Origin of the sequence: Catenulispora subtropica, from assembly GCF_039531675.1 — a bacterium.
Taxonomy (GTDB): Bacteria; Actinomycetota; Actinomycetes; order Streptomycetales; family Catenulisporaceae; genus Catenulispora; species Catenulispora subtropica.
This window is the reverse complement of record NZ_BAAAQM010000001.1, coordinates 174,701-199,646: the sequence shown is the minus strand read 5'-3', so window position 1 is coordinate 199,646 and position 24,946 is coordinate 174,701. Positions and strand designations below refer to the sequence as shown.

The 24,946-nt window shown below is 71.0% G+C and carries 19 protein-coding genes; 11 read left to right on the top strand and 8 right to left on the bottom strand.

Features of this window, described 5'->3' with window-relative positions:
• Positions 1-36: 36 nt before the first annotated feature.
• Positions 37-1,563, bottom strand: a complete 1,527-nt coding sequence (locus ABD466_RS00820) for a glycosyltransferase family 87 protein (RefSeq protein ID WP_344654916.1) — start codon at positions 1,561-1,563, stop codon at positions 37-39.
• Between the two features lie 60 nt (positions 1,564-1,623).
• Positions 1,624-4,602: a transglycosylase domain-containing protein gene (locus tag ABD466_RS00815; protein ID WP_344654915.1), complete on the bottom strand. Its 2,979-nt coding sequence runs from the start codon at positions 4,600-4,602 to the stop codon at positions 1,624-1,626.
• A 390-nt stretch (positions 4,603-4,992) separates the two neighbouring features.
• Here ABD466_RS00815 and ABD466_RS00810 point away from each other — a divergent pair, with 390 nt between their 5' ends.
• The 6 genes from ABD466_RS00810 (at position 4,993) to ABD466_RS00785 (ending at position 14,639) form a co-directional block, all read left to right on the top strand.
• Positions 4,993-5,598 carry a PadR family transcriptional regulator gene (locus ABD466_RS00810; protein ID WP_344654914.1) on the top strand — a complete coding sequence of 202 codons (606 nt, stop codon included), beginning with the start codon at positions 4,993-4,995 and terminating at the stop codon, positions 5,596-5,598.
• A gap of 122 nt (positions 5,599-5,720) precedes the next feature.
• Positions 5,721-6,800 (top strand): inositol-3-phosphate synthase, encoded by a 1,080-nt coding sequence (locus tag ABD466_RS00805; protein WP_344654913.1) that lies wholly within the window; start codon positions 5,721-5,723, stop codon positions 6,798-6,800.
• A gap of 239 nt (positions 6,801-7,039) precedes the next feature.
• Positions 7,040-9,499, top strand: a complete 2,460-nt coding sequence (locus tag ABD466_RS00800; protein ID WP_344654912.1) for a cell wall-binding repeat-containing protein — start codon at positions 7,040-7,042, stop codon at positions 9,497-9,499.
• Positions 9,500-9,679: 180 nt separating this feature from the next.
• Entirely contained in the window at positions 9,680-10,624 is a 945-nt protein-coding gene (locus ABD466_RS00795; RefSeq protein WP_344654911.1) for a hypothetical protein, read from the top strand.
• A gap of 124 nt (positions 10,625-10,748) precedes the next feature.
• The gene (locus ABD466_RS00790) at positions 10,749-11,576 is read left to right on the top strand and encodes a DUF1684 domain-containing protein (RefSeq protein WP_344654910.1); all 828 of its coding nucleotides are present in this window, start codon (positions 10,749-10,751) and stop codon (positions 11,574-11,576) included.
• 408 nt (positions 11,577-11,984) lie between these two features.
• On the top strand, positions 11,985-14,639 hold the full coding sequence (locus tag ABD466_RS00785; protein ID WP_344654909.1) for a WD40/YVTN/BNR-like repeat-containing protein: 2,655 nt from the start codon (positions 11,985-11,987) through the stop codon (positions 14,637-14,639).
• Between the two features lie 136 nt (positions 14,640-14,775).
• Here ABD466_RS00785 and ABD466_RS00780 read toward each other — a convergent pair whose 3' ends face one another.
• A complete protein-coding gene (locus ABD466_RS00780; protein ID WP_344654908.1) occupies positions 14,776-16,308 on the bottom strand; it encodes an MFS transporter in 1,533 nt (510 codons plus the stop codon).
• Between the two features lie 129 nt (positions 16,309-16,437).
• On the opposite strand from ABD466_RS00780, the gene ABD466_RS00775 reads away from it, so the two are divergent.
• The gene (locus ABD466_RS00775) at positions 16,438-17,463 is read left to right on the top strand and encodes an AsnC family transcriptional regulator (protein WP_344654907.1); all 1,026 of its coding nucleotides are present in this window, start codon (positions 16,438-16,440) and stop codon (positions 17,461-17,463) included.
• Positions 17,464-17,478: 15 nt separating this feature from the next.
• Here the strand turns inward: ABD466_RS00775 and ABD466_RS00770 are convergent, their stop codons facing one another.
• Positions 17,479-18,138, bottom strand: a complete 660-nt coding sequence (locus tag ABD466_RS00770) for a hypothetical protein (RefSeq protein WP_344654906.1) — start codon at positions 18,136-18,138, stop codon at positions 17,479-17,481.
• A gap of 428 nt (positions 18,139-18,566) precedes the next feature.
• Between ABD466_RS00770 and ABD466_RS00765 the strand changes: the two genes are divergently transcribed.
• Positions 18,567-19,265: a hypothetical protein gene (locus ABD466_RS00765; protein WP_344654905.1), complete on the top strand. Its 699-nt coding sequence runs from the start codon at positions 18,567-18,569 to the stop codon at positions 19,263-19,265.
• Positions 19,266-19,339: 74 nt separating this feature from the next.
• The gene (locus ABD466_RS00760) at positions 19,340-19,789 is read left to right on the top strand and encodes an RrF2 family transcriptional regulator (protein ID WP_344654904.1); all 450 of its coding nucleotides are present in this window, start codon (positions 19,340-19,342) and stop codon (positions 19,787-19,789) included.
• 13 nt (positions 19,790-19,802) lie between these two features.
• Here ABD466_RS00760 and ABD466_RS00755 read toward each other — a convergent pair whose 3' ends face one another.
• Positions 19,803-21,008 carry a globin domain-containing protein gene (locus ABD466_RS00755; RefSeq protein ID WP_344654903.1) on the bottom strand — a complete coding sequence of 402 codons (1,206 nt, stop codon included), beginning with the start codon at positions 21,006-21,008 and terminating at the stop codon, positions 19,803-19,805.
• Between the two features lie 221 nt (positions 21,009-21,229).
• On the opposite strand from ABD466_RS00755, the gene ABD466_RS00750 reads away from it, so the two are divergent.
• Positions 21,230-22,216 (top strand): aldo/keto reductase, encoded by a 987-nt coding sequence (locus tag ABD466_RS00750; protein ID WP_344654902.1) that lies wholly within the window; start codon positions 21,230-21,232, stop codon positions 22,214-22,216.
• 125 nt (positions 22,217-22,341) lie between these two features.
• Here the strand turns inward: ABD466_RS00750 and ABD466_RS00745 are convergent, their stop codons facing one another.
• From ABD466_RS00745 to ABD466_RS00735, 3 genes are all read right to left on the bottom strand, one after another.
• Complete coding sequence (locus ABD466_RS00745) at positions 22,342-22,608, bottom strand: TSCPD domain-containing protein (protein ID WP_344654901.1); 267 nt, start codon at positions 22,606-22,608, stop codon at positions 22,342-22,344.
• A 269-nt stretch (positions 22,609-22,877) separates the two neighbouring features.
• Positions 22,878-23,402: a hypothetical protein gene (locus ABD466_RS00740; RefSeq protein ID WP_344654900.1), complete on the bottom strand. Its 525-nt coding sequence runs from the start codon at positions 23,400-23,402 to the stop codon at positions 22,878-22,880.
• 131 nt (positions 23,403-23,533) lie between these two features.
• Positions 23,534-24,016, bottom strand: coding sequence for a hypothetical protein (locus tag ABD466_RS00735; RefSeq protein ID WP_344654899.1), 483 nt, complete (start codon positions 24,014-24,016; stop codon positions 23,534-23,536).
• 163 nt (positions 24,017-24,179) lie between these two features.
• On the opposite strand from ABD466_RS00735, the gene ABD466_RS00730 reads away from it, so the two are divergent.
• The gene (locus tag ABD466_RS00730; protein WP_344654898.1) at positions 24,180-24,899 is read left to right on the top strand and encodes a lysoplasmalogenase; all 720 of its coding nucleotides are present in this window, start codon (positions 24,180-24,182) and stop codon (positions 24,897-24,899) included.
• Positions 24,900-24,946 lie beyond the last annotated feature (47 nt).

Here is a 24,946-nt window from a genome sequence, read left to right as displayed (position 1 = left end):
CCCGGCTCACGATGACGGCGGGCCTCCGCCCGCCGCTCACGCCGACGCGAGCTCGGGCTCGGAGACCGTCCCGTGCTGCGCCCGGTGCGTCCGCGGCTGCGACCACGCCCACACGTCCGAGCTGCCGGCCAGGGCCCCGCCCGCCGGATCGTCGTCCACGCCGTCGGCGCGGACCGGGTCGCGACGCGGGTCCAGCACGTCCCGGACGACCTGCACCATCAGGTACACGACGCCCGCGATGTGCAACAGGATCGCCCACACGTAGAAGTTGTCCGGCAGCCCGCGGGTGTTGCCGTTGGACGGCCCGGCCTGCCATACCAGGTAGTACCAGACCGCCAGGTAGTACAGGACCTCGCAGCACTGCCAGATCAGGAAGTCGCGCCAACGCGGGCGGGCCAGTGCGGCCAGCGGGATCAGCCAGAGCACGTACTGCGGCGAGTAGACCTTGTTCAGCAGCACGAAGATCGCGATGGTGAGGAACGCCAGCTGGGCGAAGCGCGGACGGCGGCGGGCCATCAGGCCCAGCAGCGCCACCCCCAGCCAGCCGGCCAGGACCAGCGCGATGATCACCACGTTCTTGTTCGGCGGCTCCCAGTCCCACCAGTGACGGATCGCGAACCACGGCGAGCCCAGGTCGATCGGGCGGTTGTCGTTGAAGGTGAAGAAGTACTTCCAGCCGTGGAAGGCGAAGATCATCACCGGGGCGTTCACCGCCAGCCAGGTGATCGCGGCGGTGCCCGCCGAGGCGCTCCACTCCCGCATCCGTCCGGCGCGCCAGCACAGCACCAGCAGCGGGATCAGCAGGAACACCGGGTAGAGCTTGGTCGCCGATCCCAGACCCAGGGCGACGCCGGCCAGCACCGGCTTGCCGCGGGCCCAGGCCAGCATGCCCACCGAGGCCAGGGCCACGGCGATCAGATCCCAGTTTATGGTCCCGGTCAGCAGCAGGCCGGGGGCCAGCGCGAACATCGCCGCGTCCCAGGGCCTTCGCCCGGCGAGCCCGATCACCGCCAGCACGCAGACGATCGAGAACGCGATCAGGAACCACGTGGTGACGTTGTAGAACCAGCGCACCTGGTCCGGCGTGCCGTCGCCGAGGCGCTGCGCCAGCAGCGCGGCGGTCTCCATCGTCGCGCCGGCCACCACCGGGTACTCCAGGCCGTAGTTGCCCGTGGCCGGGTCGCTCTGCCGGTACGGCGTGAGGCTCTTGTCGAAGCCGCGGCCGTAGTACATGTACGGCACGTCGGTGTAGCACAGGTGGTTGTACTGCTGCTTGCCCGTGCCGTTCCACGCCGTCTTGTAGCACGGCGAGCGCTGGGCCACGCCGAGCCCGAGGGTGAGCAGCGTGAGCAGGATCAGCACCCGCGCCACCGTCCGGATCGCGCCGCGCGAGCCGACCCGCGGCCGCCACGCGCGGGCCCCCAGCGGTCCCCCCAGCGCGTCCGACGCGGCGTTCACCACCGGGTCGTCCAGGGAGGGGGCGACAAGGGTGGGGGCCTGCGCGGCCCGGCCCGTCGGATCCCCCGACGGGCCGGTCGTCTGCTCGCTCACGTCCTCACTCACTCGCACATCGTGCCCTACCGGGCCGTTCCCCGTCTGCATGTCCCGGCAAGATTCCCGCGGCTACGGGATCGCCGGTTTGGTCGTCGTCGACGTATCCGTCGTGGTGGTCGGCGTGGTCGTCGTCGGCGTGTACCACTCGCAGCCCGGATAGTTGGGGTTGTTCTTGCAGAACTTCGTCGACGTCGTGCTCGGGTTCCCGCTGGGCTGCGACGGCGTGGTGGTGTTCTGCGTCCCGGTGGCCGTCGGCGTCGGCGCGTTGTCGGTCGACGTCGGCGGGAGCGGCACGCACTGGTTCAGGCCCTGGTCCCACTGCTGTCCCGGCGGGCAGTTCTGCGGCAGCTGGGCCTGCGAGGTGGACGAGGACGTGGTCGGCGTCGGGGTCGGCGTCGGCGTCGGCGTCGGCACGAACACGCCCTGGCAGTTCGGCTCGGAGCCGGTCGGCGTGCCGGGCAGCGCGTTGGCGCCGGAGGCGACCGTCCCGGGCGCGACCGACTGGCCGAACGACACCATCTGGTTGACGCCGGAACAGAAGGGCGTGTACGCCGGGAACGGCGGAGCGAAGTTCGGCTTCTTGCCCATCTCGATGCTCATGAACTTCGACCAGACTGTGGTCGGCCAGTCCATACCGTTGATGCGTTTGCTCTGGTCGTTGTAGCCCAGGCCCTTGATCGACTCCAGCGTCTTGTTCGGGGTCTGCCGGAAGATCGTCACCGCGGTGGAGAGCGTTCCGGAGTACCCCGTGAACCACGCCGAGTGGCCGTAGTCAGTGGTACCGGTCTTGCCGGCCAGGTTGCCCTTGGCGGCCGTGACCAGCTTCTTCGCGTCGCTGTTGGCGTACGCGGTGCCACCCGGGCTGAGCACGGCCTGCAGGGCCTCGGTGACACCCGCCGCGGTGTTGACGGACATCACCTGCTTGTTGACGGTGGAGCCCTTGCGGTCCGACACCGGCGTCCAGACCACCTTGTTGTCGCTCAGCCGGATGATCTGCTTGACCTGCACCGGGTCGTGCGCCACGCCGCCGTTGGCGAAGGTGCCGTAGACGTTGGCCATGCGCATCGGCGTGATTTCCGCGGTGCCCAGGGTGAGCGAGGCGACCTGGTAGAAGTCGGGGGTGCCCTCCTTGATGCCCAGCGCCTGCGCCATGTTGTAGACCGCGGGCAGGCCGACCGCCGGGTCGAGCTCGAGCGCGGCGAAGACCGAGTTCAGCGACATCGCCATCCCGTCCTTCAGCGTCGCCGAGCCGTTGGTGCCACCGACCTCGTCGTCCTCGTTGGGCGGCCACAGCTCCTTCTGCTTCGTGGTCTGGTTGATGAAGGTGATCGGGTCCTTGTCGCCGGGGTGCGCGTACAGAGGCTTGGTGTTGCTGCCCGGCTCGGTGCTGTCCAGTGAGAACTTGCCGGACTGCAGCGCGGTGGCCAGGGTGATCGGCTTGAAGGTCGAACCGACCTGCACACCGCCCTGCAGGGCGTAGTTGAACGCGTCGTCGTTGTACTCCTCCTTGCCGTCGGTGCCCGTGTAGAACGACTTCAGGTAGCCGGTCTTGGGGTCCACCGAGGCGAAGGCCAGGTGCACGTCGTGGTCGGAGGGGTGCTTGGGGTCGAGCTTGCCGCCCCCGCCGCCGCTGGTGCCCTTCCACAGCGCGTCCGCGGCGGCGACGGAGTCGTCCATCATCGACTTGTCGTACGTCGTGATGATCTTGTAGCCGCCCTTGGACAGGTTGTCGATGTTGGCGAACTTCTGCGTCTCGTCGTCGCTCGGGTTAGCACTCATCTGCGCCGCCAGGTAGCTGGTGGCGGCGTCCTTGAGGTAGCCCTTGTATCCGGACAGGTCCTCGGCCTTCTGGTCCAGGATCTTCGGCAGCTTGTCCTGGAACTGGTCGGTCTGCGCCTTGGCGACGAACTTGTAGTCCGACATGTTCTTCAGGATCGCGTTGTACCGCCGCTTGAAGCGGTCCATCGTCTTCGGGTTGTCGGCCTGGGCCTTCGGACTGGCCAGCGCCCGCGAGAAGTTGCTGGGGTCGTTGACCAGCGCGGCCAGGAACGCCGCGTCGCCGACGTCGTTCTCGGTCAGCTGGTCGATCGGCTTGCCCAGGTAGAGCCGGGACGCGGCGTCGATGCCGTAGGCGCCGCGGCCGAAGGAGATCTGGTTCAGGTAGCCGAGCAGGATCTGCTGTTTGCTCCACTCGTGGCTGAGCTTTATCGAGATCAGGACTTCGTTGATCTTGCGGGCCAGAGTCTGGTCCTGAGACAGGAAGGCGTTCTTCACGTACTGCTGGGTGATCGTCGATCCGCCCTGCGTGTTGCCGCTGCCGAACAAGTCGTTCAGCGCCGAGCGGCCCACGCCGGTGAAGGAGACGCCCGGGTCGGACCAGAAGGAGTAGTTCTCCGCCGCCACGAAGGCGTTCTGGACCACCTTCGGGATCTTGTTTATGTCCTTGACTTCGTAGTAGTTCACGCCGATGGAGGCGATCGGCGTCTTGCCGTCGTCGTAGTAGAAGACGGTGGGGTCGCCGTCGGCGATGTTGTTGTGCGCCTTGGGGATCGTGGTGTTGGCGTAGGCGTAGGCCACCAGGCCTATGACGCTGAACAGGAAGGCCAGGAACACCGACAGCAGCTGCTTGATGGAGGGCATCCAGTGCCGCCACCCGCGCTTGCCGTAGCGCGGGTAGTCGATGAACTTCATCCACCAGTCCTTCGGCGGCAGGTCGCCCCCGCCGCCGGAGCGCCCGCCGCCGCGGCGTGACGAGCGGCCCCGCCGGCCGCCGGCGCCGACCTCGGCCGGCTCGTCGCCGAACCGGTCGGGGGCGCCGTACCCGTCGCCGTACCCGTCGTCGTACCCGCCGTCGTATCCGGCGCCGTACGCGTCGTCGTAGCCGTCGTCGCCCCGGCGGCCCCGGCCGCCGCGAGACTTGCCGAACACTCCGGACAGTTGGCCGGCCAGGCCCTCGAGCTTGTCGCCGAAGCCGCCGGCGCTGGCCGAACGCCGGCCGCCGCCTCGCGACCCGCCGCCTCCGGCACGTCGACTGCCGTGCTCGCTCATCCCTCGGTCCGCCTCACTGAAGTTCTCGGTGCAGCATCGCTTTCCCCACACCCCCGCAGCCGGCCCGTGCGGCGGTCGCCGCCGCACACCGGCTTGCTCGCGGAGACGCCCGAAACCGGTCAGCCGGTTGCGATCCCGCCCCCGCCGGGCGCGCTAGAGGCACAGGGTACGCCACCCACCCGTGCGCGATGCGGGATCAAGGCGATGTGTCCGATTCGTCCCGGTCACCTGGGGACTTGTGCAGTCGGTCGGACAGCCGCTAACGTTCCGATGTATCGGAGCGATACATCGAGCGGCTGTATCGGAGCGGTGTATCCCTGCGATGTATCGGTGTCACGGCACGGTGCGAGTACCGTACGCGGCAGAGCGGCGGACGAGGAAGGAGCAGTCATGGCGAAGCGGTCCCAGATCCTGGAACTCGCGGTGCTCGGCCTGCTCCACGAGCACCCGATGCACGGCTACGAGCTGCGCCGTCAGCTCAACGTGCAGCTCGGGGCGTTCCGCGCGCTCTCGTACGGGACCCTGTACCCCTGCCTGAAGGACCTGGTCGCCCGCGGCTGGATCGCCGAGGACGACACCCAGACCGCCAGCGTCGCCGCCTCCCGCCGGGCCAAGATCAGCTACAAGCTGACCGCGGAGGGCAAGGAGCGGTTCCAGGAGCTCATGACGACCTCCGGCTCGGCGGCGTGGGAGGACGACAACTTCGGCGTCCATTTCGCGTTCTTCGGCCGGACCAGCGCCGGCGTCCGGATCCGGATCCTCGAGGGGCGGCGCAGCCGCCTGGAGGAGCGCATGGAAGCGGTGCGCGGCTCGCTGGCCCGCAGCCGCGACCGGCTGGACTCCTACACCCTGGAGCTCCAACGGCACGGTCTGGAGAGCACCGAGCGCGAGGTCCGCTGGCTCAACGAGCTCATCCGGACCGAGCATGAGCAGGCCTTCCCGGTGCCCGGTCAACAGCAACCCCAGCAAGGCTCCCCGGAGCCCCGGCCCTCGTAGCGCCCCGCGCGCCGAGAGTCTGAGCGGCCCGGTCAGCCAGGCCGGCCACTGTCCCCAGTAAAGAGATGCAGGAACCCCGTGCCCGAATCCCCCGGGCGCGGCAGATGAAGGAGATCCCGCCCATGGGTTCGGTTCGAGTAGCGATCGTCGGCGTCGGTAACTGCGCCGCCTCGCTGGTGCAGGGCGTCGAGTACTACAAGGACGCCGACCCCGACGCCAAGGTCCCCGGCCTGATGCACGTCCAGTTCGGCGACTACCACGTCCGCGACCTGGAGTTCGTCGCCGCGTTCGACGTCGACAGCAAGAAGGTCGGCCTGGACCTCGCGGACGCCATCGGCGCCAGCGAGAACAACACCATCAAGATCGCGGACGTGCCGGCCACCGGTGTCACCGTGCAGCGCGGCCACACCTACGACGGCCTCGGCAAGTACTACCGCCAGACCATCGTGGAGTCGGACGCCGAGCCGGTCGACATGGTCGCCGCGCTGAAGGCCGCCCAGGCCGACGTCCTGGTCTGCTACCTGCCGGTCGGCTCGCAGGCCGCCGTCGAGTTCTACGCGCAGGTCGCGCTCGACGCCAAGGTGGCGTTCGTGAACGCGCTGCCGGTGTTCATCGCGGGCACCAAGGAGTGGGCGGACAAGTTCACCGAGGCCGGGGTGCCGATCGTCGGCGACGACATCAAGTCCCAGGTCGGCGCCACCATCACGCACCGCGTGCTGGCCAAGCTGTTCGAGGACCGCGGCGTCATCCTGGACCGCACCATGCAGCTGAACGTCGGCGGCAACATGGACTTCATGAACATGCTCGAGCGCGAGCGCCTGGAGTCCAAGAAGATCTCCAAGACCCAGGCCGTCACCTCGCAGCTGTCGCACGACCTCGGCGCCGGCAACGTGCACATCGGCCCGTCGGACTACGTGGCCTGGCTGGACGACCGCAAGTGGGCGTACGTGCGCCTCGAGGGCCGCGCGTTCGGCGACGTCCCGCTGAACCTGGAGTACAAGCTCGAGGTCTGGGACTCCCCGAACTCGGCCGGTGTCATCATCGACGCGGTGCGCTGCGCGAAGATCGCCCTGGACCGCGGCATCGGCGGCCCGATCCTGTCGGCCTCGTCCTACTTCATGAAGTCCCCGCCGGTGCAGTACTTCGACGACGAGGCGCGCGACGCGGTCGAGAAGTTCATCAAGGGCGAAGTCGAGCGCTGAGACTCCTGTCGGTTCATCGGGCACTGACATACGCAGGTCCGGCACCTCAACACGCACCGATCGGACAGATCGTGGCACAGGTGTCTAGACCATAGGCCGTAGCAGAATTACGCCTTATCCGCACGCCCCGGGCCTTCCGCAGGCCCGGGGCGTGTCGCGTAAGCTCCCGCGTGGCATCACAACGCAAGGAGCTTTACATGGGTCGCAGTCGCGAAATTTCGGTCATATCGACACTCGCGGTGGCAGGCGCGGCCTTCGGCGGGACCTTGGTCTCGGCGCCCAGCGCCTCAGCCGCCAGCCGTGTCGGCGCCTCCGGCGCCGACGTGGTGGCCATTAACCCCGCGCTGTTCAACGGGAGCGCGCCGGGAGGCCAGGTCGGTCAAGATCTCGGCCAGATCCTGCGCAACTCGTCGCGCTATCTGGCCACCACCTGGTACACGAGCACGTACAAGGGCGTCGCCTCGGACGGGTACCTGAACCTGGACATCCCCGGCGCCGTCCCCGAGCAGTCCTTCCGGCTCCCCGGCATGGCGGCGCTGTCCATCGCCACCGCGGTGAAGCTGAACGACTGGGACGACAAGACTCCCGGCAGCATCAGCGCCGACGAAGCCGCCAACCGCGCCGCCGTCATGGTCCGCGCGTTGGCGCACCGGTACTACGCGAACAACTCGCTGGCCGGAGTGTCCACCTGGGGCAACGGCTGGCAGACGCCGCTGTGGGCGTTCTACACCGGGCAGGCCGCGTGGCTGGTCTGGGACAAGCTGTCGCCGTCCGAGCGGGACGACGTGGCCCGGATGATCGCGAACGAGGCGGACCGGCTGACGACCGGCAACGACGTGTTCCTCACCTCGGACTCGGCCAGCCAGCAGCTGTACCAGTACAAGCGCGACGGCACGGACGTCACCCCGGGCGACACCAAGACCGAGGAAGACAACTACGACGCGCAGCTGCTGGGGCTCGCCGCGGCGATGATGCCCAACCACCCGCACGCGGCCGACTGGCAGCGGCGGAACGAGGACCTGCTGATCGCCACCGCGGCGATGCCGCAGGACCTCACCAACACGAACACGGTCAACGGCCGGAAGCTGTCGGACTGGCTGCAGGGCTACAACATGCAGGCCGACGGGACCGTGCAGAACCACGACATCCTGCACCCGCTGTACATGACGGCGCTGGACCAGTCGCTGCAGCAGGTGGGGACGTTCGCGCTGGGCGGGCAGTGCGCCCCGCAGGCGACGTGGCTGAACGTGGACAAGCTGTACAACGCGCTGACGAACCAGACGTCGTTCGCCTATGCCCCGACTCCGGGCAACCCCGCCGTGTACGCGAATCCGCCGATCAGCACACCGAACCACCACCCGATCTACGAGCCGGGTTCGGCCGATATCAACTACCCGCAGGGCAACGACTGGGGCACCCAGTTCCCGGCCTACTACGGGTCCTTCGACGCGCTGGTCGGCGTCTACAACCTCGCGCCGAACGCGAACCAGAACGCCGCCACGCACCTGGACGCCGAGGTCGGCCTCCAGAAGCGCTTCGGTACCGGCCAGACCTACGTCCCCTGGAACCCGCAGACCACCCCGGGCAACCAGGCCGAGAACTCCTACGTCGGCGCCGAGCAGCGCGTCGGCCAGATCTCGGCGCAGGCGTACATGGCGCTGTGGCTCAACAACCTCAAACCGGCGTGCTTCGACAACTCCGGCACCCCGCGCCCGCCGAACGTGCCGCTGCCGCAGCCGACGGCCGTCTCCCGGATCTCCGGCAACGACCGCTACCTCACCGGCGCCGCGGTCTCGCAGCGCCAGTGGGCCAACGCCGGCGGCGACGCCACCCAGCGGGCCCAGGCCGACGCGGTGGTGCTGGCCCGCGGCGACAACTTCCCGGACGCCCTGGCGGGTGTGCCGCTGGCCAAGCGGGACCGGGGACCGCTGCTGCTGACCGAGTCCGGGACGCTGAATCCGGCCACCAAGGCGGAGATCCTGCGCATCCTGCCCAAGGGCAAGACGGTCTACATCCTCGGCGGCAATGTCGCGGTGTCCCCGACCGTCGAGGGCCAGCTGCGAGGGCTCGGGTACGACGTGAAGCGCTTCGGCGGCGCGGACCGCTACGCCACGGCGCTGGACATCGCCAACCGCGGGATGGGCGCGCCGCACCAGGTGATCGTCGCCACCGGTCTGGACTTCCCGGACGCGCTGGCGGCCGGGCCGCTCGCGGCCGGCGAGGGCAACGCGATCCTGCTGTCCAACGGCAAGACGCTGGACCCGGCGACGAAGGCGTACATCGCGGCGGCGCAGAGGAAGGCCGACGGTTCCGCCGACCCGAACTTCCATGTGAACGCGGTGGGCGGTGCCGCGGTCGCGGCGACGAGCTACGTGAAGCGGAACCCGCTGATGGGCGCGGACCGGTACGCGACGGCGGTGGCGGTGGCGAAGCAGTTCGCGGCCGACATGCCGGTGACGCAGTTCGGCGTCGCCACCGGGATGCAGTTCGCGGACGCGCTGACCGGTGGTGCGTACATGGCGAACGCGGGTCAGCCGCTGATCCTGACGGACCCGAACGGGCTGTCGCCGGCGGACGTGCCGTTGCTGGCGACCATGCACAACCAGATCTCGGCGGTGTCGCTGTTCGGCGGTCCGGTGGCGATCAAGCAAGCGGTGATGGACCAGATCGCGCGGGCGGTCGGCGGCGTGGAGAAGTAGCCCGCCGCCCGGCCGTCTCCGTGCCGAGTGCCCGTCGTCCGGACTCGTTCCGGGCGGCGGGCACTTCCCGCGCGCGCTTGATCTTGTTCAAGGGCATTTACAGAACACTGATATTCCACGACATTCCATCGTGGGGCCCGTCGGGCCCGTGCTTCTCGTCGCCACCCACGAAGGAGTTCCATGCGCACGCTCCGTATGGCCGCGCTCGGCGCGGCCGTCGCCTCGGCCCTCGCGCTGTCCGTGCCGGCGTCGTCGGCGTCGTCGGCGTCGTCGGCCGCCCCGTCGGCCGGGACCGCGTCGGCCCGCCACGGCGCCAAGCCGATAGCCGGCACCGCCCGACCGGCGCTGGCCGCCGCCAACACGCTGTCGCTGCAGACCGCGGGGAAGACCGGCGTCGTCTCGCCGGCGCCGAAGGTGTACCTCGTCTTCTGGGGCTCCCAGTGGTCGAAGGATCCGGCGAAGGTCTCCGCGGACATGCAGGCCATGTTCAAGGGGCTCCACGGGGCGTCCGACACCTGGGGCACGATCCTCACCCAGTACTGCGAGAACGCGCCCAAGGGCACCACCAAGTGCCCGTCGACCGCGACGTTCATCACCCACCCGTCGTCGTCGATCCTGGCCGGGGTGTGGACGGACAACGCCGCCGCGGCGCCTTCCAGCGCGACGCAGGCCCAGATCGCCGCCGAGGCCAAGAAGGCCGCCGGGCACTTCGGCAACACCACGCAGACCCCGAACCTGAACGCGCAGTACGTCATCCTGTCCGCGACGGGCACCCATCCGGACGGGTTCCCGAACAGCGGGTTCTGCGCGTGGCACGACTTCACCAGCACGACGTACGGCAAGCTCGCGTACACCAACATGCCGTACATCCCGGACCTCGGAGCCGGGGCGTGCACCACGTTCACCGACGGGCGTCTGCTGTCCGGCATCGAGTCGACCGAGACGCACGAGTACGCGGAGACCGTGACCGACTTCTGGCCGACTGACGGTTGGTACAACGCCAGTGGTGGCGAGATCGGGGACGAGTGCCAGGACCAGGACGCCTACCTGACGCTGTCCACGGGTACCTTCGACGTCCAGGGGCTGTGGTCCAACAAGGCCAACGCTTGTGTGACGCATGGGTGACGGAGGGGTGACCTGCCCTGACCCCCGTCTCTGACGGTTCGTCGTGGGCCGGCTCGGAATGCGGGCGGTGACCCTGGACGTTGCCTTCCTCGGCAATGCCCGTAGATCAGGTAGGGAGCCACCTATGCCCGAGACCGAGCCGGCCCTCGACGCCGCGACCGCCGCCGAGGCGGATTGGCTGCGGTGGGTCCAGGCCCGCGACGCGTCCGTCTCCCGTCCGCACGGCCCGCTCGCGCTGGTCGCTACACACTGGCTGAGCGACGAGTCGGGCGGCGCCCCCGGCGAGCGGTTCGAGGGGGTGCCCGGCCTGTGGGCGGCCGCGGGGCGTCGGGTGCGGGTCAGAGCGGAGGCCTCCGAGGCGCTGCTGCTCGACGGTTCCGCGGTCGACGGGGAGCGGCTGCTGAACCCGGACCTGGCCGAGGATCCGGACATCCTGCTCCACGGCGAGCGCAAGCTGGTGCCGATCGTGCGCGACGGCGTCCTCGCCCTCCGCGTCTACGACCCCGATTCCGCCGGCCGCCTGGCCTTCGCCGGCATCGACCGCTACGCCTACGATCCCGCGCTGGTCCTCACCGCGCGTTTCGAGCCGTACGTGCACGGCCACGTCGAGCAGGTCCTCAACGCCGACGGCCGGGAGCGCGGCATGGAGCTGGACGGCGACGTCGTCTTCGACCTCGGCGACGACGAGTACCGCCTGGCCGCGACGCGCGACGGCGCCGTCCTGTCGATCACCTTCGGAGACGCGACCAACGGACCGGACACGTTCGGCTTCCGGCAGCTCGCGGTCCGCACGCCGCAGGCGGGCACCGGGGCGATCGTCGTCGACTTCAATCGTGCGACGCTGCCGCCGTGCGCCTTCAGCGACCACTTCATCTGCCCCGTGCCGCCGGTCGGGAACCGGCTGCCGGTGGCGATTGAGGGCGGGGAGATGCGGCGGCGGGAACAGAGCTAGGCGCCGACTTCCCAGGGGGAGCGGTCCGGTTCGGCACCTGCTCGCGGAGTCGCGCGCCACCCCGCGCGGCTCCGAACGTGAACGCCCGCGTCACCTGCTGAGGCGACCCGGTCACGTCGATCCAGGGCTGTTCTCGTCAGCGATCTTCAGTCCGGCGTCCGCTGTCGCAGTCCCACCGTGGAGTGTCGCCTTCTGCTCATCGATCCCCGATCGGGCTGATCGAACATTAGCTACGGAAGACGGCGAATCTGCGTATTTTGATAGCCGCGTGTCAGTGGCTTCCGGGGTTCACACCATTGCCACAGCCCGGCGGGCAGACCATGATGCGCGGTGGACGTCCCGGCTGCCACCCGGAGCGCGGAAGGACCACGTTGCGCGGAGGTCGTCCAAGCCAGTCGAGGAGCCTCGATGAAGAGGTACGTCCCAGGGCGCAGGCTGTACGGCCCGCGCCCTCGGTTGCTGCTGTCCCTGCTCGCGGCCGGAGCGCTCGTCACCTCCGGCGCCGTCGCGGCCCTGGCGGCGCCCGGCAGCAACAACGGCGGCGGCAACCACGTCAACTCGGACAGCGGCGACGACGACCTGATGTCGTCGTTCGCGGCGTTCCAGGACCCCCGCCTGTCCCCGTCCGGTCAGGTCACCGCCGGCGCCTACAGCGCGGCGTGGCAGCACGTCCAGGGCATGCCGGTGGCCCCGTCCTCGTACTCCGAGGTCACCACCCAGCCGCTGAACGCCGACGCGCTGCACTACCGCGACCACGGCGCCTCCAACTCCGGCGGCGGCGCGGGCTTCTCCGCCGGGCGCATCGCCGCCCTGGCCACCGACCCCTCGCATCCCGGCGTCGTCTACGCCGGCGGCGCGGACGGCGGCGTGTTCCGCTCCGCCGACGACGGCGCCGCCTGGACGCCGATCGCCGACCACCTGCCGGCGCTGAGCGTCGGCGCCCTGGCCGTGGCCCCGGACGGCGCGCTGTGGCTGGCCACCGGCGAGGCGACGACCGCCTTCGACAACTTCCTCGGCAGCGGCGTCTACCGGCTGGCGAACCCCGCCACGTCCACCTTCGGCTCGGCGGACAAGGTCGGCGGCGGCGAGCTCGACAACGCCTCGATCCACACGCTGCGTTTCGACACCGACGCCGGCTATCTGTTCGCCGCCACTTCGCACGGCGTGTTCCGACGCGGCATCCACGACGCCCAGGGCACCGCCTGGCAGAAGGTGCTGGCCCCGTGCGCGGGCGTCGGAGGCAGCGGTGTGGCGTGCGGCACGACGCCTTACTACGCCGACATCGCCAACGACGTGGTGGTCCAGCCCGGCAGCGGCGGCAAGAAGATCCTGGCCAACGTGGCCTGGCGCAGCGGCGCCGGATACAACGGCTTCTACTACTCCTCCGACGGCGGCACCACCTGGGCCGTGGCGAACCCGCTCGGCGCCATCAACCCGCGGGAGATCGGCAACGCGACCTTCGCCTACTCCGCAGACGGCAGCCGCCTCTACGTGGTCATGGAGTCGCCGGTCCTGCTGAACAAGCAGGTCGGCGCCAACGCCCCCGCCACGGTGCTGGCCGGTGTGTACGTCAGCCCCAGCGGCGACGTCAACGGCCCCTACAACCAGATCGCCACCTCCGCGCAGCTCGCGGCCAGCGGCTCGGCGATGGCGCTGCCGATCATCGGGCCCGGATACCAGCCGGGCGTCCAGGCCTGGTACGACCAGTCGCTGATCGTCGACCCGACCGACCCGATGCACGTCTACATGGGCCTGGAGGAGCTCTTCGAGTCCCGCGACGGCGGCGCCAGCTGGCACGCGGCCGGCCGCTACTGGAACTTCGGCCTGGCCTGCTTCAGCTACACCGTCGCGGCGAACACCTGCGACGGCGACGTCATGCACTCCGACCAGCACGCGCTGGCCGTCTCCAGCTGGCCCGGGCGCGCCCCCGAGGTCTTCGTCGGCAACGACGGCGGCGCCTATGCCCGGCCCACCGCGCAGACAGTGCCCGGCTGGCGCAACCTCAACGCCTCCGGCACGCTGCGGACGTATCAGTACTACTCGGTCGGCGCCGGCACGCTGCCCAGCGGCGGCGACGCGGTCTGGGGCGGCCTGCAGGACAACGGCGTCGTGCTCTCCACGCCGACCGGCGCGACCTACCAGGGCCAGCAGCTGAACCCGTCCGGCCAGATGGCCGAGCCGTTCGGCGGCGACGGCGGCGACGAGCTGGTGAACCCGGCCAACGGCTGCCAGACCCTGGCCGAGTACACCGATCTCACGATGCAGCTCACGAACAACTGCGGCTACACGGCCGCCGACGACGGCACGCCGCAGGCCATCATCAACGTCGCCCCCGAGGATCCCGGCCCGCGCTTCATCGCGCCGTTCAAGGCCGACGCCGCGGACGCCGGGTACTGGGTGGCGGGCGGCGAGTTCGTCTGGGTGAACACGAAGACCTGGGCCAGCACCTCCGGAGCGGACTGGCAGAACGTCGCGGACTCCGGCGCCGGGCACTCGATCACCGCCATCGCGTCGCAGAACCACGTCGTCTACGCGCCGTGGTGCGGGAGCTGCAACCCCGGTTCGGCCTTCGCCAGGGGAATGCTGACCAACTACGGCGGCACCTGGCACCAGCTGTCGCTGCCCGCGAACTTCCCCGACCGCTACATCCAGGCCGTGACCATCGATCCCGCCGACGCCACCGGCGCGACCGCGTACGCGGTGCTGTCCGGGTTCTCCCGGCACTGGAACGTCGGCCCGGGGGAGGCGGGCACGGGTCATGTGTGGCGCACCACTGACGGCGGCGCGACGTGGACCGACGTCAGCGGTGCCGACGGCGCGGCCGACCAGCTCGTCGACGCTCCCGGCGACCACATCCTGGTCGCGCCGGACGGCACGCTGGTCGTCGCCACCGACCTCGGCGTCTTCACCGACAATGTGAAGGCCGACGGCCTCGGGCACTGGAAGCGGCTCGGCACGGACCTGCCGACCGCTGTCGCGATCTACCTCGCGCCGAGTCCGGACCGGAAGTCGCTCTACATCGCGACACACGGCCGCGGCGTGTGGAAGACGGCGATGCCGTAGCCGGATCATCCGCTCAGTGCGCTGTCTGAGCGCACTGGCTGAGAGCACTGGCTGAGAGCACTGTCTGAGAGCACTGAAGAACGGCCCTCCGGGACTTCGGAGGGCCGTTCCTCATTCCGCCGTTCAGGTCTCCGGCTCAGGCGTCCACGGCGACAACCTGCGCCGCCGGGTTCAGCGGAGCTGCCGCACCGGCCGCCCCGGCGACCGCCGCCGGCCGCCGCACCAGCAGCAGCACCGCCAGCCCGCCGACGACGCCCGCCACCGTCGCCCCCAGCATCGCCGAGCGCAGCCCGGACGCGAACGCCGCGTGGACGAGGTGGTCGAGCACTGCGCGCTGCTCCGGCGCGGTCTGCGCCAGCACCATTCCGGACTGACCGGACGCCAGCCGGTCGGTCAGCCCGCCGATGCCCGCGTCGTGCGCCGACGAGGACAGCCCGCTGTGGAACAGGACACCGAGCACCGCGATGCCCAGGGCGTTCCCCAGCTGCCGCGCGGTGTTCACGGCGCCGCTGGCCATGCCGGCCCGCTGATATCCGACCGCGGAGACCGCGGTCGACACCAGCATGGGCGTCGACAGCCCGACCCCCACGCCGGTCACCAACAGACCCGGCACCAGCACCACCCAGTCCGACCCGGCGCCGACCACCGACTGCGCCGCCGCACCGCCCGCGATCAGCAGCAGCCCGACGCCGATCGGCAGGCGCGGCGGGATCCGGCCTTCCAGCTTGCCCGACTGCGCGGCGGTGAAGAAGGCCGCGACGCTCATCGGCAGGAAGCACAAGCCCGCCGTCACCGGGCCCATGTTCAGCACCGACTGCAGCCACAGCGACTCGTACGCCAGGTAGGAGAACGCCGCGCCGGACAGCATCAGGGCGCCGATCATCACCCCGGTGAACGTGCCGCGGCGGAACAGTCCCAGATCGAGCAGGGGGGCCTGGCTGCGCAGCTCGGCCACGACGAACGCGATCAGCGCGACGCCGGCCACCGCGAACGTCCCGAGGGTGCGCGACGAGCTCCAGCCGTAGTCGTTGCCCTTGATCAGGGCGTAGGTGGCCAGGCCGGCCGCGGCGGTGAACGTCAGCAGGCCGGTCAGGTCGAGGCGGCCACGGCGCTCGCCGCGGGACTCGCCGACGTAGCGCAGGGTCATGGCGACCGCGGCCACGCTGATCGGCAGGTTGACGAAGAAGATCCAGCGCCAGTCCAGGTGCTGGGTGAGCAGGCCGCCCATGATCGGCCCGGCGGCCGCGGCGGCGCCGTTGACCGCGCCCCACACCCCGAACGCGGTGCCCCGGTCGCGGCCGGAGTAGAGGTGGCTGATCAGGGCGACGGTGGTGGCGAGCATCGCCGCGCCCCCGACACCCTGCACGGCGCGGAAGGCGATGAGCTCGCCGGGGTCGGTGGCCAGGCCGCAGGCCAGCGAGGCGGCGGCGAAGACGACGAGGCCGCCGGTGTAGAGGCGGCGGTGGCCGGCCCGGTCGCCGAGGGAGCCGGCGGCGAGGAGGAGGGCGGCCAGGACCAGGGCGTAGACGTCCATCACCCATTGGAGGTCGGCGAAGGTGGTGTGCAGGCTGCGGGCCATGTCGGGCAGGGCGACGGTGACGATGGTGACGTCGACGAGCAGCATGAAGGTGCCGAGGCAGACCGCTACCAGCGGGAGCCATTTACGCATGGGGTCCTCCCCCGAATCGGTATCTCTTTGGGACGCCTCGACGGTCCCAGCCGATGACCGGATAGCGGGGCCCAGAGGCGTCAACCTGGCGGTTTCCCATGCCGGATTCCCCTGCCATGATGGATTTCCATGGCCTCCGCCCTCGTCGACGACCCTGTCGTCCAGCCTTTCGACCAGTTGGACCGCCAGCTGGTGCAGGCGCTGATGATCGACGGCCGTGCGCCGTTCAGCCGGTTGGCCGAGGTGCTCGGCGTCAGCGATCAGACCGTGACGCGCCGGTATCGGCGGCTGCGCGGCGAGGGGCTGGTGCGCGTCATCGGGCTGCCGCTGGGCATGCGGGTCGGTCTGTATCAGTCGCAAGTCCGCGTGCAGTGTGTGCCCGGTGCGGCCGGCGCCATCGCGGACGCGCTGGCCCGGCGGCCGGACATCGCGTGGGTGACGATCAACGCCGGGGGAGCCGAAGTGGCGTGTATGACCCGCTCCCGTTCGCGCCGCGAACGGGACTCGCTCCTGTTGGACAAGCTGCCCCGCACCCGCCAGGTGACCGGCGTGAGCGCCCGCACCGTCCTGCATCTGTGGACGGGCGGACCGGGTGGTTGGCGTGGTCTGAACGATCTCACCCCGGACCAGACCGCCGCGCTCCGCCGCGAGGTCCGCGCCGGCGGCGGCGAGTTCGAACTCGACCCCGCCGACCGTGCCATGCTCGCCGTCCTGGAACGCGACGGCCGTGCCACCTACCCGGAGCTGGCGGCCGCCACCGGGAAGTCGGAGTCGACCGTCCGCCGCCGCCTGGACCACCTCACCGAGGAGGGCGTGGTCTTCTTCGACGTCGAGGTGCTACCCGTCCACCTCGGGTTCCAGGTCGAAGCGCTGATGTCGGCCGCGGTGGCGCCCTCCGACCTCGAGGCGGTGGGCCGCACCGTCGGCTCCCACCCCGAGGTCCCCTTCGCCGCCGCGACCACCGGCGCCACCAGCCTGCTCGCCGTCGTGGTCTGCCGCGACATCGAAGCGCTCTACGAATACGTCACGCTCCGCCTCGGCGCGATCAAGGAGGTCGCGCAGCTGGAGATAACGCCCGCGCTGCGGACGGTGAAACGGGCGGGACTGCTGACGGACGGGGTGCGGTTGTTCGACCCGCCGGCTCCCAGCCGCTGACGCGGACGGGGAACCTCACTCCCAAGCCAGCTCCGCGACCGCCTGGTCGAAAGCCGCCACCACCTCGTCCACCTTCGCCTCGTCGCCTCCCGGCCCCGCCTGCCCGGTCAGCGCGATCGACAACCACCGGTGCTGCGCGTCCCCGGCGACCGGCACCACGTACTCGACGTGCCGCGGCCCGCTGCGCGGCGGCTCACCGTCCTCGCCGTCCTCCTCGTCCAGGGTGGCGGGCACGCTGTCGTCGACACCGGCGCTGCGGTCGATGCGGACGGCGGGCATCCCGGCGATGACTCCGGTGCGGGCGGTGGGGTTGGCGGCGGCGACCCGGGCGACCACGTCGGCGGGGTCGGGGACGGCGGTGGTGGGGATCTTGACCTCGGCGGCCATGACGGTCAGGGCCGGAAGGGGACCGGCGCCGATATTGGGAGCCGGGATGTAGAAGTCGATACCGCCCTTGGCGCGGCCGGCAAGGATTTGGGTGGTCAGCCGGGCCTCGATCAGCCCCCGGGCGCCTTCGGCCGCGTCGGCCGGCACCGAGGCGAACACCGCGTCCAGGTAGGCCTTCACGTCCGCCTCGGCGTGGTCGTCGAGGCGGATGCGCTGCCAGCCGTCACCGAGGTCGAGCCGGTAGGTGATCGGCTGGGGGGCGTCGGTGGTCTCGTCCGTTGTCGCCATCTCTTCTGTTCCCCCGCAGGTAGAAGCGGATACGCAGGGCACCGAGTCTACAAAGGCGCCCGGGTCTGGGAAACCGTGATGCAGAACCCTGTTTAAGTAGGTCCGGCGTTTGCAGGTGGCAGGCGACCCGCTGGACGGGCATGTCGGGGTCCTGATGATCAGGACGCTGTCGCGTCTTCGACCCGGCCGCGTGATGCGAACATGTTGTCGGCCGCCGGTTCCCTCGCGCGGGCGAACCGGGGATGCGGCGCGGGTCGAGGGCTTGCAGGCTCGGACGAGTGGCCGCCGCCCGGCGGTCGCATGAATGAGCGAAGGGATGCAGCCGCCATGCGCCTGACATCAGCCACACCCCCCGGCACGGCGACCCGGCCACGCGACCCGCGTGCCGACGTGATCGAACGTCGGTTCCGACATGAACCGCCGATCCGGTGAGTTACAGACGCGCGCCGAGGCTGCTGCGGGTGGTCACAGCCACGGCGATCGCGCTCATCGGATCCGCGGCCGGCGTCGCCGCCGCGCAGACCGCCCCCGGACCGGCCGGGTCGGCTCCGGCCGCCGCCTCCGGGCCGCCCTCGCCCTCCGGTCTGACCGTCGAGGTCATCGGCGGCGGCACCCCCGCGGACGAGCGCTCCGCGATCGACTACACGATCGAACTGCGCGACGACGGCCCCCTCCCGTATCGGCACCTCGCCGTCACCGCCCTGCTCCCGTCCGGGTTCCACGTCCTGCGGGCGAGCCCCGAACCCGGGCAGTCGGCCGCCGTCCCCACCTGGACCGTCGACGTGGCCCCGGGGCAGAAGGTCGACATCCGGGCCCAGGTCTCCGCCGGCACCGTCCAGGACCTCACCGACGGCACGCCGATCCCGCTCGCCGACGCCCCGGACGATCTGGTCGACCCCTCCGCTCCCGGCGCCCAGGCCTGGTACTCGGTCACGGCCTGTGTGCGCCAGGCCCCCGGCGATCCGCCGGTGACCTGCGGGTTGTCCAGCCAGCTGCTGGTCAAGACGGAGGACGACACCCGCCGGGGCGTCGAGGCGATCGTGCTGCTGCTCGGCCTGCCGGCGGCGGCCGCCGGGCTGGGCGCCTACGCCTGGCGGACCCGGCGCGATCCGGAGGCCGATCCGTGAGGCCGGGCCGTCCGGCCGCAAAAAGTTGCCGCGAGAATGCCGATTAAGGCCGGACGGCACGTAAGCTCGGCGGCATGCACCTGATGAAGTCCACGGATCTGGCGCTGCGTCTGCTGATGCGGTTGGCCGTGGTCCCGCGGGACGCCGACCCGGACGAGCTGCCGACGACCCGGGAGGTGGCCGAGGCGATGGGCGCCGCCACCACCCACCTGGCGAAGGTCGTCGGCAAGCTCCAGCACCTGGGCCTGGTCCAGGCCCGGCGCGGCCGCGGCGGCGGTCTGGTGCTGACCGCCGCGGGCCGCGCCGCCTCGGTCGGTGCCGTGGTGCGGACCTTCGAGGGCTCCGGCGACCTCGCGGCCTGCGTCGACGGCGACGAACCGTGTCCGATCAACGCCGCCTGCCGGCTCCGCGGCGCGCTGCGCGTCGCCCAGGAGGCGTTCTACGCGTCGCTCGACCAGCTCACGATCGAGGACGTGACCGCCGCCCCGACCGGGCCGCTGTTGCTCACGCTCAGCCGGAGATGAAGCGGGGCGGGGCTCAGGCCGAAGCCAGCCACAGGTCGGGCCCGAACACCTCGTAGTGGATGTCGGCCGCCGGCACGCCCTTGGCCAGCAGCTGCTCGCGTATCGACCGCATGAAGGGCAGCGGCCCGCAGATGAAGGCGGCGGTTCCGGCCGGCAGCTCCAGGTCCGTCAGGTCCGCGTAGCCGACCCGGCCGAGATCGCCGGCGCCCTCCTCGTACCAGTAGTGCGTGGTGCCCGCGGTGAGCTTCTCGGCCAATATCGCCTGGTCCCCGCGCAGCGCGTGCGCCGCCGGGCTCCGGTCGGCGTGCAGCACCGCCACCGGCGCCCCGTACTCCCGGTCCACCAGCTCGGCCAGCAGCGACACCATCGGCGTCACGCCGATGCCCGCCGAGGCCAGCAGCAGCGGCCGCTCCGCGCCGCCGAGCGCGCTGTCGAGCACCAGGTCCCCGAACGGCGCCGAGACACGCAGCACCCGGCCGGGCTGGACGGTGTCGTGCAGGTGGTTCGAGACCTCGCCCGCGGGGCTCTCCTCGCCGCCGCGCTCCCGCTTCACGCTGATCTGCCGCACCGCGGCGTCGGGCGCCGAGACCAGGCTGTACTGGCGGATCTGGCGGGCGCCGTCGGGCAGCTCGACCTGCACCGAGACGTACTGCCCGCCCTGGAACGGCTGCGGGGTGCCGCCGCCGACCGGGCGCAGCAGGAACGAGGCGACGTCGCCGGTCTCCTCGCGGCGGCCGACGACCTCCCAGTCGCCCCACGTGCCGCCGACCAGGTAGCCGCGCTCGGTGTAGAGCCGCTCCTCCAGGGCGATCAGCGCGTTGGCCATCAGCCAGTAGACCTCGTCCCAGGCCGCGGCCACCTCCGGCGTGACCGCGTCGCCGAGGACCTCGACGATGGCCTCGAACAGGTGCTGGTGCACGACCTTGTACTGCGCGGCGCTGACGCCCAGCGACGCGTGCTTGTGGGCGATCCGGGACAGCATCGCGTCCGGCCGGGTGCCGGGGTGCTCCAGCAGATGCGTCGCGAAGCCCGCGATCGAGCCGGCCAGGGCCTGGCGCTGGGTGCCGGCGGCCTGGTTGCCCCGGTTGAACAGGTCGCGCAGCAGCTCGGGGTGGGCGTCGAAGAGCCGGGCGTAGAAGCGCTCGGTGATGTCCTCGATCGCCGCGCCGACGGCGGGCAGGGTGGCGCGGACGGTGGCGGTGGATGTCTCGGAGAGCAAGGTGACTCCTCACGTGGTGCGGCCGGCGCGGACCCCGCCGGAGCGGGGTCTTCGAGCCGCGCTCACGTTAACACGCATCCTCGATTCCACTTTTAGCGGGGGTCCGTTCGCCCGCCCGCGCCGGTTCGGCGCGGTCTCGGGCATGGCTCCCAGCCTGGGCGGCACGGCTCGACGGGGGGAACCTTGACCTGGAGCGCGCTCCAGGTTGCACTGTCGACGACATGGAATACACCCGTTTCGGCGGCCCGGAGGGGCCGCGGGTCAGCACCCTGGCGCTCGGCGCCCTGCCCTTCGGCGCGGTCGTCGACGAGCCGACGTCGTTCGCCCTGCTCGACCGGTTCGTCGAGGCCGGCGGCACGTTCATCGACACGGCCGACTGCTACTGCTTCTGGATCGACGGCAAGACCGGACGGGAGAGCGAGGAGCTGCTCGGCCGCTGGCTGGCGTTCCGGAAGAACCGCGACGGCCTGGTCATCTCCACCAAACTCGGCGCCCAGCCGGACCCGGAACTGGCCGCGACCTGGCCGCGCAACGCCGAGGGCCTGTCGGCGAAGACCGTCCGCGCCGCCGCCGAGGGCAGCCTCCGGCGCCTGGGCACCGACCACGTCGACGTCCTCTTCTCGCATGTGGAGGACCGGTCCGTCGACCTCGTCGAGACGGTCGGCGCCTTCGCGGACCTCGTCGCCGACGGCCTGATCGCCCAGGCCGGCGTCTCCAATCACCCGACGTCCCGCATCAAGCAGGCGCGGGCCGCCGCCGTCGAGCTCGGCGTCCCCGGCTACACCGCGGTCCAGCAGCGGCACAGCTTCCTCACCCCGAAACCGGGCGCGAGCTTCGAGATCCAGGAGGCGGCCGACGACGACCTGCTGGCCCTGGTCCGCGCGCAGGACGACCTCTCGATGATGGCGTACACGGCCTTGTTGGAAGGCGCGCTGGTCCGCGAGGACCGACCGCTGCCCTGGCAGTATCAGACCCCGCGGAACGAGCGGAGACGCGCCGCCCTGTGGAACACGGCCCGGGAGGCCGGTGTCACGCGTGCCCAGCTCGCCCTGGCCTGGGTGCTGCGCGGCGACCCGCAGATCATCCCCGTCCTCGGTGTCAGTACCCTGTCCCAGCTCGACGACGCCCTCGGCGCGCCGGCCGTGCCGGCGGACGCGCTCGCGGCGCTGGCTGCGGCCGTGGACGAGGCGGAGGCCGGGGCGGAGTAGCCGGAGTCCGTGGCGCTACGCCGACCCGTCGGACCCGCCACCGCCGCCGAGTTCCGCCGTGACCGCCGCCGGCGCGGCAGAATCCATCAGACCGAAACCGGACCGATCACCACTCCAGACGCGCCCTAGTTGAGCATGTCGTCCTTCAGCCCCAGCAAGACCAGCGCGGCGCGGTAGTCCTCCAGCCGCGCCCCGCGGGCCAGGCCCAGACTGATCGCGGTCCCGACGGCCTCGGCCAGCCCGGCCACCGTCGACCCGTGGCCGCCGGCGGTCAGGAAGACCTCGCGCACCCGGCCCTCCTCCCGGGCCACGGTGACCCGTCCGCCGTACCCGCCGACCGACACGCTGACCGTCTCCGACGTGCGCTGACGCGGCAGCCTGACCTGGGCCATAGAGGATCTCCTCAGGGTTCGGGCACCGACCGCGAACGGCCGGCGCGGAGGGGGTGAGGACGGAAGGCTATCGGTCGCGCGGCGGGTTCCCGGGGCGCCCCGGTCGAACTGGCGTGTCGGATCGGGAGATGGATGTTCCGGTGCTGATCCCCCTGCTGTGACAGAACGCGAAAGACCGCCGGGCGGGTGGCCCGACGGTCTTTCGCGGTGCTTTCCGGTATGCGGCTCTCCGGCTCTCGTCCTCCCTGCCGGAGCCCGCCCCACTCCGCTCACGCGGCCAGCGCGTGCGCCCGGCCGGCCCGCCCCGCGACCGCGCCGCGCTTGGCGGCCATCGCGCCGGTCCGGCCCAGCATCATCGTGATCGCCATCAGGACCAGCGTGTCGGTCAGCGCGTCGACGGTCACCTGGTGCGTCATCATCCACCGGCCCAGGCTCTCGGTGAACCAGTGCTGCGCGCCGTAGGAGAAGGCCAGCCGAGCGCCGATCACACCGGTCCACAGGGCCGCGTACGCCGCGCCGGCATGGGTGTGGATCTTGCCGGTGGCCTCCTCGCGCCGCACCTTCAGCAGCGCCGCCGCGGCCAGGCCGAGCAGCAGGCCCAGCGCCGCCCCGCCCAGTTCCAGCGCCAGCCCGGTGCCGGAGGTCGCCGGGTGCTTGACGTACAGCGGCACGATCACCGCGGCCACGATGGCCGGCCGCAGCAGCCGGGACTTGGTGACCTCCCGGCGACCCAGGTCGGTCCCCAGGACCGAGGCCAGGACGATGCCGTTGACGAGCCAGACGCTGATGTCCATTTCCGTTTTCCCCTCTGGTGCTGCTCTCTCCTGCTGACATCTAGAGATTCGCAGCTCAGCGGGTGTAACGGCTTCCACCCGAGGGTGGAAGGAGGGTGGAACGGGGGTGGATGGAGCGCCGGTGGGGCTTGTCAGCCCGCTGCGGCTCCCGCGCCCCCGCCACCGCCCGCCCCGGCGCCCGTGCTGTGGCTCGCGGTGGTCGACGGATCCGGCAGATGGGTGATCCGCGTCGTGTCCAGGAACAGCCCGCCGAACGCCGTCGCCAGCGCGGCCAGCGCCGCCGCCGCGTTCACGTGCCGCTCCCCGTGGATCCCCAGTGCCAGCGCGCCGCTGATGATCGACCCGCCGCCGATCAGCACCGCGAGGACCCACATCCGGTCGAACTTCGTCTGCAGCCCGGCCGCCGCGTCCTTCGCCATGCCGATGTCCTTGATCGGGTTCAGGATCCCGCCGAGGAACGCCGCCCCGGTGACCCCCGCGAACTGCCCGACGTCGGGCAGCTTCAAGCTCGTGCACCGCCACGAGACCGCGCCGAGCGCGATCGCCACGGCGGCGAAAGTGAGCAGTTGGATGGCGCGTGAGATCTTGCTGCTCGGTGCGAAGGCGTTGAACATCCTCACCCTCCCTGGTCTGCGGTAAGCCACATCGTCGTCCCCTGGCGTATCCGAGACAAGGGATGGATTCCCTGGCGAATCAGTATCTTGCTATATCCGGGGCCCGGAATCACCGGTCGGCGGTTCTTCTCCCGACGGTTACCCGTCGGTACGATCGCCGGTCATGACGATCACCGACCTGCCCCCGGCGGCCCGCCGCGCGGCCGCCGCCTACGCGGTGCTCAGCGTGGCGAACATCGTGCTGTCCGACGCCGGCTTGCGGGTCGGGGACTGGATCACCAAGCCCGCGCTGATGCCGCTGCTCGCGGTCTTCACGTGGCTCGCCGCCGACACCGGAGCCCGCTCCCTCCTGCGCCTGCCGCTGGCCGGCATCCTGCTCGGCGGTGCCGGCGACGCGGCACTGATCGGGAAGGGCACCTGGTTCCTGGTCGGCATGGGCTGCTTCGCCGCCGGCCACATCTGCTACCTGATCGCCTTCCGCCGGCGCGGCGCGTTCGACGCGATCGGCCGGCCCGCGCTCGCCGGCTACGCGGCCGTCTGGGTGCTGCTGCTCGCCCTGACCTTCTCGGGCCTCGGCTCGCTGCTGGTCCCGGTCGTGGCCTACAGCCTGCTGCTGGTCGGAATGGCAGTGGCGGCCTCCGGGCTGTCCCGCACAGCGGCGGTCGGCGGCGCGCTGTTCCTCGTCTCGGACGGCTTCATCGCCTTGGGGCTGGCCGAGGTGCACCTGCTGCCTCACCAGAGCGTGTTGGTCATGCCGACCTACGTCGCCGCGCAGTTCCTGCTGGCACTCGCCTGGGCCGGACTCGCGCCGGCCCGGACCGCTCGACGCGCCGGAGATCCGGTGGCCAGTTTTCCGGCCGGTGCGGAGAAGACGTCCGGATAGCCGGATAAGTGAATCAGGGCTTTGCCTCAAAACCGACCCGCCACCTC